We start from the raw sequence: 7,416 nt of genomic DNA, 5'->3' as shown, positions 1-7,416 counted from the left end.
CGTCGCCGGTGATCCACTCCTGGTCGCGTACGGCCAGGTCCCACACGTGGTGGTGGGCGTCGACGATGATCGGGTCGCTCATCGGTTGCTCCTCGGACGGGGCCCGCCCGCGGGCGGCGGGCCGGGCGGGACCGGTACGTCCCCGGGGAGCAGCCCTTCGGCGCGCAGGTCCTGCCACAGCCCGTGGGGGATCGGCCGGCTGTACTGTTCGACGGCGTCGGTGACCTCGTCGGGCGTGCGTAGGCCGATCAGGACGCCGGCGACGGCCGGGTGTCCGAACGGGAAGCGGGCGGCGGCCGCCCGCAGCGGCACACCGTGCCGTTCGCAGACCTCCTGCATCCGTCGGGCGCGTTCCACCAAGGCGGCGGGGGCGGTGGTGTAGTCGAAGGTGGCGTCCGGGCGCGGGTCCGCGAGCACGCCGGAGTTGAACACCCCGCCCACCATCACCGAGACGCCACGTTCGCCGGCCGCCGGGAGCAGGTCCTGGAGTGCCGCCTGGTTCAGCAGCGTGTAGCGGCCCGCGACCAGGACGATGTCGACATCGGTGTCGCGGACGAAGCGGGCCAGTGGTGCGCAATGGTTCATTCCGGCGCCGATCGATCCGACCAGGCCTTCGGCGCGCAGTCGTTCCAGTGCCGGGTAGGCCTCGTCCAGCGCCTGGTCCAGGTGGTCGTCCGGGTCGTGCAGGTAGACGGTGTCGACGTGGTCCAGGCCGAGGCGGGTGAGGCTGCCCTCCAGGCTGCGGCGCACGCCGTCGGCGGAGAAGTCCCACACCCGCCGGTGGGTGGCCGGCACCGCGAACCCGTTGGCGAGGTCGTCCCCCACCGGGTCGGGGACGGGTTCGAGCAGCCTGCCCACCTTGGTGGACACGGTGTACTCGCCGCGCGGGCGGGGCGCCAGAGAGGCGCCCAGCCGGCGCTCGGACAGCCCCAGGCCGTAGTGCGGTGCGGTGTCGAAGGTCCGGATGCCGTGGTTCCAGGCGGCGTCGATCGCTGCGGCGGCCTGCTCGTCGCTCGTCGGCGCGAAGAGGTTGCCGATGGCCGCCGCGCCGAAGGCCACAGGCGAGGTCCAGGCCGTGCCACGCCCGACGGGCACCCGGGCCGCGGTGGTGTTCACGACATCACCGGCCTCAGGCGCAGGCCGGCCATGCCTCCGTCGACGGCCAGGGCGGTGCCGGTGACGGAGCCGGCCGCCGGCCCCGCGAGGTAGACGACGGCGGCGGCGACCTCCTCGGAGGTGACCAGACGCCCGTGGGGCTGGCGGGCACACAGTGCGGCGCGCTCCGCCGCCGGGTTACCGGCGCTCTCCAGGAGCCGGCCGATCCAGGGCGTGTCGACGGTGCCGGGGTTGACGCAGTTGACCCGGATTCCCTCCCGGACGTGGTCGGCCGCCATCGCGAGGGTGAGGGAGAGGACTGCTCCCTTGCTCGCGGAGTAGAGGGCGCGCTGGGGCAGGCCGGCCGTCGCCGCGATCGAGCAGACGTTGACGACCGAGGCGTGCGCGGAAGCGCGTAGATGGGGCAGTGCGGCGCGGGTGACGCGGACGAGTCCGAGGACGTTGACGTCCAGGACGGTGTGCCACTGGTCGTCGGGGTTCTCCTCGACCGTGCCGGCTGCGCCGATCCCCGCGTTGTTGACGAGGATGTCGATCCCGTCGAGTGCGGCCGCGGCGTGTTCGACGCCGACGCGTACCGAGGTGTCGTCCCCGACGTCCGCGCGGATGCCGGTGAGAGGTTGTTCGATGCCGAAGGGGTGGAGGTCGAGGACGGCGACCCTGGCGCCGTTTTGCGCGAGGAGTCGGGCGGTGGCCAGGCCGATGCCCGATGCCCCGCCGGTCACGACGGCGCGCAGGCCGGTCAGTTCGGTCGTCATGCGCTTGCCTCCGAAGTGGCCTGCACCGGTTCGCCGGGCGGGGCCGTCGCGCCGTCGGCGGCCCAGAAGACGCCGTCGGGGTAGGTGTAGGTGGCGACGGAGTCGGCGAGCATGGTGGCGGAGAAGCCGGGTGCGAGTGGTGCGGCGTAGTGGCCGTCGCGGATGACGACCGGATCCACGAAGTGCTGGTGGAGGTGGTCGACGTATTCGATGGCCCGGTCGGTGGTGGTGCCGGACACGGCGACGAAGTCGAACATCGACAGGTGCTGGACGAGTTCGCACAGTCCGACGCCGCCGGCGTGGGGGCAGACCGGGACGCCGAACTTCGCGGCGAGAAGCAGGATGGCGAGGTTCTCGTTCACGCCGCCGACCCTTGCGGCGTCGAGCTGGAGGATGTCGATGGCGCCGGCCTGGAGGAGTTGCTTGAAGACGATGCGGTTGTGGACGTGTTCGCCAGTGGCGACCTTCACCGGGGCGACGGCGGCGCGGATGGCCGCGTGTCCGAGCACGTCGTCGGGGCTGGTCGGCTCCTCGATCCAGTACGGGTCGAACTCGGCCAGGGCCTTGGTCCACTCGATCGCGTCGCCGACGTTCCATCGCTGGTTGGCGTCGATGGCCATCCGGATGTCCGGGCCGACGGCGGCGCGTGCGGTGCGGCAGCGGCGTATGTCGTCCTGGAGGTCGGTTCCCACCTTCAGCTTGATCTGGGTGAAGCCGTCGGCGACGGCCTGCCGTGCGAGGCGGGTGAGCTTCCCGTCGCTGTAGCCGAGCCATCCGGGTGATGTCGTGTAGGCGGGGTATCCGTGTTCCAGCAGCCGGCGCCGGCGTTCCTGGTGGCCGTGGCGGCCTCGTACGAGCAGTTCGAGGGCCGCCTGTTCGGTGAGGGCGTCGGTGATGTAGCGGAAGTCGACCTGGCCCACCAGCCACAAGGGGTCGGCGTCCGCGAGGAGCTGCCACAGCGGCTTTCCCTCGCGCTTGGCCGCGAGGTCCCACACCGCGTTGACGACGGCGCCTACGGCCATGTGGATGACGCCCTTCTCGGGTCCGAGCCAGCGCAGTTGGCTGTCGCCGACGAGGTCGCGGCTGAGTGATCCGGGGTCGGCGCACAGGTCGGCGACGAGTCGGCCGACGAGATGCGGGCGCAGGGCGTCGATGGCCGCGACCTGGACCTCGTTGCCCCGTCCTATGGTGAAGGCGAAGCCGTGGCCCTCCAGGCCGTCGGCGGCGTCGGTGCGCAGGACGAGGTAGGCGGCGGAGTAGTCGGGGTCGGGGTTCATCGCGTCCGAGCCGTCCAACTCCCGCGAGGTCGGGAAGCGGATGTCGTAGGTGTCCAGCGCGATGATCCGGGCGGGGTCTGGGGGCGGCGGGGGCACGGGCTTTCCTCTCACACGTGCGGGACGGTCGGGGGCGCAGGGCGGGGCGGGGGTCATCCCATGGGGAACACCTGTTCCGTCGGCGCCCACCACTGCCCCGGTGCGGCGCCCGCCACGGGTTCCTGGCAGGGGGCCGTGAGGTGCCACCACGCCCGGGTCGCCTCGTCGGCGGCCATCCGGGCCATGTCGGCGTCGAAGTCGTCGCCCAGGTAGTCGAAGCAGCCGATCAGGAGGTCCCCGCGCAGGTGGATCGAGTAGTTCCTGATGTGACAGGCCCGGAGCCGGTCCAGGACCGGCTGCGGAACCGCGCGGTGCAGCGTGCGGTACTCGTCCGCTTTCTCTGGGCGGAGCCGGACCACCTGGACGATGCGCCGCGTCATGCGTCGGCCCTCGCGGACAGGGCCGGGGGCGGCCGGTTGTGGATGAGGCGGATGATCTGCCGGCTCGTCCACTCGTAGTTGTGGTCGTTGGGGACTTCGCCGCGGACGCGGTGGTCGGCCATGACGACCACCCGGTCGGCCAGCGTGATCATTTCGGCGAGATCGCTGCTGATCAACAGGATGGGCAGGCCCTCGCGGGCCAGCTCCCCCAGGAGCTCGTGGAAGCCGTGCTTCGTGCGGACGTCGATCCCGACGGTCGGCTCGTCCACGACGAGCAGGCGGGTGTCGGCGGCGAGCCATTTGGCCAGGCTGACCTTCTGCTGGTTGCCGCCGGACAGTTCACCGGCGTTCTGCGCGAGGCCGGAGATCCGGATGCCGAGGCGGTCGACGAGTTCCTGGGCGACGGCGCGCTCCTGACGGGCGGAGACGAAACCGAAGGCCTTGGCGATCGACTTCCACACCGTGACGCCGATGTTGCGGCCGACCGGCTGTTCCAGGAAGACGCCCTCCTCCTTGCGGTTCTCGGTCAGGTAGCCGATGCCGTGCTCGTGCAGGGCCTGACGGGGGGAGCTGATCCGTACCGGTGCGCCCTGGACCAGGATCCGGCCGGCGGTGACCCGGCCGAGTCCGAGGACGGCCCGGACGAGTTCGCTGCGTCCGGCGCCGACCAGTCCGTAGAGGCCGACGATCTCACCGGGGCGGACGTCCAGTGAGATGTCCCGGTGCCCGTCGGCGGTCGCGAGCCTGTCGAGCGAAAGGACGGGCGCGGCGGTGCGCTCCACCGCCGGCCGCGGGCGCATCGCGGTCGCCGCGTGGGCGCGGCCCACCATCAGCGTGACGATGTCGTCGTGCGTGTGCTGGGCGAGCGGCGAGGACGTGAGCACCGACCTGCCGTCGCGCAGCACGGTGACGGTGTCGCAGATCGCGAAGACCTCCTCGAGCTTGTGGCTCACGAAGACCACACAGGTGCCGCGGGCCGTCAGTCGCCGGACGACCTCGAAGAGGTGATCCGCTTCCTGCGGGGAGAGCGAGGCAGTGGGTTCGTCCAGGAGGAGGACCTGGCTGTCGGTGTGGAGCGCCTTCGCGATCTCGACCAACTGCTGCTGGGCGACGGAGAGTTCGCGGACCGGCTGGTGCGGGTCGAGGTCGAGCCCCAGTTCTGCGAGGCAGCGCAGCGCGGGGGCGGTCATGGCATCGCGGTCGACGATGCCGTGGCGCGAGGGTGGGTTCTGCAGGGTGATGTTCTCCGCGACGGAGAAGTCGGGGATGAGGTTGCGTTCCTGGTGGACGACGCCGATGCCGGTGCGGGTGGCTTCCAGCGGGGAGCGCAACTGGATCTCCCGGCCGCGCCAGGTGAGCCGGCCGCCGTCGGGCAGGTGGACGCCGGTGAGGGCCTTGATCAGGGTCGACTTCCCCGCGCCGTTCTCGCCCAGCAGGGCGTGCACGGAGCCCGCGGTCAGCCGCAGAGCGACTCCGTCCAGGGCCCGGACCCCGGGGAACAGCTTGACGATGTTGTGGCATTCGAGCAGGACGTCGTTCATCGCTCTCCCCCTGTACCCGGCAGGGCGGCGGTGCCGGCCCGTGGTTGCGTGTCCGCCGGTGGCGCCGGAGCGCGGCCTCGCGTCCCGCGCTTCTTCTCCTGCCGGCTCTGCTGGATCCGCCCGCCCATGACCGTGCCGAGCACGACCAGGCCGATGAGGAAGTTCACCCAGCTCGGGTCGAGCGAGAACTGGGCCCGCGCGGCGTCGATCAGCCGCATCACGAACGCCGCCAGCACCGTGCCGAGTACGGCGACGGATCCGCCTGTCAGGGCGACGCCGCCGATGATCGGCGCCGCGAAGCTTGGCAGCAGCCAGTCACCCCCCACACTGCGGTTGACACCGGGCAGGGATGCGGTCGCCAGTACGGCGGCGACACCGACGAGCAGACCGGACAGCCCGTGGGCGAGGACGATCTGACGGTTGGTGGAGATGCCCGACAGGCGGGCCGCGAGCGGATTGCCGCCGGCCGCGAGCAGCCGCCGTCCGGCGGTGGCGCGGTAGACGAATGCCGCGAGCAGCACGGCTCCGATGAGTGCGGCGACGAACACCAGCGGGACGTTGAGCGGGGCCGCCCGGCCGAGGTCCTGGAGGCTCTGGGAGTACCCGTCGACGGTGCGGGTGCCGACGAGCCGGTACTGGGCGCCCAGCAGGATGGTCATGGAGCCGAGTGTGACGATGAAGCCGTTGATCTGCGTCGCCACGATGAACACACCGGTCACCAGGCCGATCAGGGTGGCCGCGAGTACGCCGACCGCGACGGCCACCGGTACGGGTACGCCGTTGTCGGCCATCAGCACGCCCATCAGGCAGGCGGTGAAGCCGCCCAGCGCGCCCACGGCGAGGTTGAGCTGGCCGACGCAGAGCGCGACCATCTGGGCCAGGCCGATGAGGACGGGGGTGGCCATGTACTGCAGGAAGGTGCGTACGGAGGGGCCCTCGAAGAACGCGCCGGCCGAGGTGATGCCCAGGACGAGGTACCCGGCCAGGACGACGCCGAGCAGTGTCATCGTGGTCGAGCGGGAGAAGCGGCGCAGCACGGCGCCGGTGCGGGCCGTCCGCGCAGTGGTCGTGATCATGTGGAGCGCACCACCTTGCGGTAGGACACGACGGTGCGCACGCGGTCGGCCGACAGGGCCAGCAGCAGGACGCAGCCGAGGTAGATGTTGAGGCTTTCGAGGCCGACGCCGAGCAGGTCGAGGCCCTTGCGGATGACGCCGACGAGGGAGGTGCCGAGCAGTGCGCCGATCACGGAGACGACGCCGCCGGTGAGCAGGGTGCCGCCGAGGACGGCGCCGAGGAAGGAGGGGAGCATGAAGTCGTCGCCGATGGAGGCGCGGAAGGTGCCGGTGCCGACGGCGGCCATGAAGCCGGCGAGTGCGGCGAGCAGGCCGGACAGTGCGTGCGCGAGGACGATGCGCCGGCCGGTGGGGATGCCGGACAGTTCGGCTGCCGCGGGGTTCGCGCCGGTGAGGAGGAGTTCGCGGCCGAGGCGGGTGCAGCCGTAGAGGAACCCGAGTCCGGCGAGGGCGAGCAGGGTGAACTGGACGACCTGCGGGACGGCGGGCGTGCCGCACACCGGGCCGACGCAGAGGTCGGCGAGGGAGGCGGAGCGCAGCTCGGCGAGCCCGGCCGGGCGGGTGGTGAAGGCGGCGTTCTCGGTCAGGGCGGAGTAGAGGAGGGAGACCAGGCCCAGCAGGGCGAAGTCCATGGCCAGGGTGACCACGAAGGAGCTCACGCCGGTGCGGGCGATGATCCAGCCGGACAGGGCGCCGATCGAGGCGCCGGCGGCCAGGCACAGCAGCAGGCCTAGTGGCAGGGGCAGGGCGAGTCGGTCGTAGCCGAATCCCGCGAACATGGCGCCGAAAGCGGCCATCCGGCCGACGGCGAGGTTCATGTGCCCCACGGAGAGGACCACCATCTGGGCGAGCGCCACCACGGTCAGCGTCGCGATGTCGCGCAGCAGCGGGAAGAGCACGAGCCGTTCGTCGAGGAACGCGGGCCGCAGCGCGCCGAACAGCGCGACGAGGAGCAGGGTCAGGAGGAGCAGGCCGAGTCGCTGGTTGACCCAGAACGGGAGCCGGTGTGCCTTGCCGGGGGGTTCGGCCAGCTCGTCGGGGTGTGTCGTCGCGGTGTCGGACGGCGCGGTGGGGGTGCTCATGCGACCCTCCGGTTGTCGATGGCGTCCATGTCCCAGTCGATCCCGATGCCCGGGGTGTCGGGAGCGACGGCCATGCCGTGGTGGACGGCAAGT

At 71.7% G+C, this 7,416-nt stretch carries 7 protein-coding genes; all 7 read right to left on the bottom strand.

Annotated elements, in window-relative coordinates; genetic code table 11:
* Window positions 1-78 precede the first annotated feature (78 nt).
* The 7 genes from PUR56_RS14370 to PUR56_RS14340 are packed head-to-tail and all read right to left on the bottom strand — an operon-like array spanning window position 79 to window position 7,323.
* Window positions 79-1,116 (bottom strand): aldo/keto reductase, encoded by a 1,038-nt coding sequence (locus tag PUR56_RS14370; protein WP_329949194.1) that lies wholly within the window; start codon window positions 1,114-1,116, stop codon window positions 79-81.
* A complete protein-coding gene (locus PUR56_RS14365) occupies window positions 1,113-1,871 on the bottom strand; it encodes an SDR family NAD(P)-dependent oxidoreductase (protein WP_329949193.1) in 759 nt (252 codons plus the stop codon). The genes PUR56_RS14370 and PUR56_RS14365 overlap by 4 nt, the downstream gene beginning before the upstream one ends.
* Complete coding sequence (locus PUR56_RS14360; protein ID WP_443034496.1) at window positions 1,868-3,301, bottom strand: L-fuconate dehydratase; 1,434 nt, start codon at window positions 3,299-3,301, stop codon at window positions 1,868-1,870. The genes PUR56_RS14365 and PUR56_RS14360 overlap by 4 nt, the downstream gene beginning before the upstream one ends.
* Window positions 3,298-3,624 (bottom strand): L-rhamnose mutarotase, encoded by a 327-nt coding sequence (locus PUR56_RS14355; RefSeq protein WP_329949191.1) that lies wholly within the window; start codon window positions 3,622-3,624, stop codon window positions 3,298-3,300. Before PUR56_RS14355 ends, PUR56_RS14360 begins: the two co-directional genes overlap by 4 nt.
* Window positions 3,621-5,165, bottom strand: a complete 1,545-nt coding sequence (locus PUR56_RS14350) for a sugar ABC transporter ATP-binding protein (protein WP_329949190.1) — start codon at window positions 5,163-5,165, stop codon at window positions 3,621-3,623. The genes PUR56_RS14355 and PUR56_RS14350 overlap by 4 nt, the downstream gene beginning before the upstream one ends.
* Entirely contained in the window at window positions 5,162-6,241 is a 1,080-nt protein-coding gene (locus tag PUR56_RS14345; RefSeq protein ID WP_329949189.1) for an ABC transporter permease, read from the bottom strand. Before PUR56_RS14345 ends, PUR56_RS14350 begins: the two co-directional genes overlap by 4 nt.
* Window positions 6,238-7,323 (bottom strand): ABC transporter permease, encoded by a 1,086-nt coding sequence (locus tag PUR56_RS14340; RefSeq protein ID WP_329949188.1) that lies wholly within the window; start codon window positions 7,321-7,323, stop codon window positions 6,238-6,240. The genes PUR56_RS14345 and PUR56_RS14340 overlap by 4 nt, the downstream gene beginning before the upstream one ends.
* Window positions 7,324-7,416: the final 93 nt, after the last annotated feature.

Source organism: Streptomyces sp. BE303 (genome assembly GCF_036290945.1).
Taxonomy (GTDB): Bacteria; Actinomycetota; Actinomycetes; order Streptomycetales; family Streptomycetaceae; genus Kitasatospora.
Note: the sequence above shows the minus strand (reverse complement) of the source record. Positions and strands in the feature narration are given on the sequence as shown.

Excerpts from the sequence above, each read along its gene's own strand:
- PUR56_RS14340 (WP_329949188.1), bottom strand. The coding sequence starts at position 7,323 with ATGAGCACCCCCACCGCGCCGTCCGACACCGCGACGACACACCCCGAC.
- PUR56_RS14345 (WP_329949189.1), bottom strand. The coding sequence starts at position 6,241 with ATGATCACGACCACTGCGCGGACGGCCCGCACCGGCGCCGTGCTGCGC.
- PUR56_RS14365 (WP_329949193.1), bottom strand. The coding sequence starts at position 1,871 with ATGACGACCGAACTGACCGGCCTGCGCGCCGTCGTGACCGGCGGGGCA.
- PUR56_RS14350 (WP_329949190.1), bottom strand. The coding sequence starts at position 5,165 with ATGAACGACGTCCTGCTCGAATGCCACAACATCGTCAAGCTGTTCCCC.
- PUR56_RS14355 (WP_329949191.1), bottom strand. The coding sequence starts at position 3,624 with ATGACGCGGCGCATCGTCCAGGTGGTCCGGCTCCGCCCAGAGAAAGCG.
- PUR56_RS14360 (WP_443034496.1), bottom strand. The coding sequence starts at position 3,301 with ATGACCCCCGCCCCGCCCTGCGCCCCCGACCGTCCCGCACGTGTGAGA.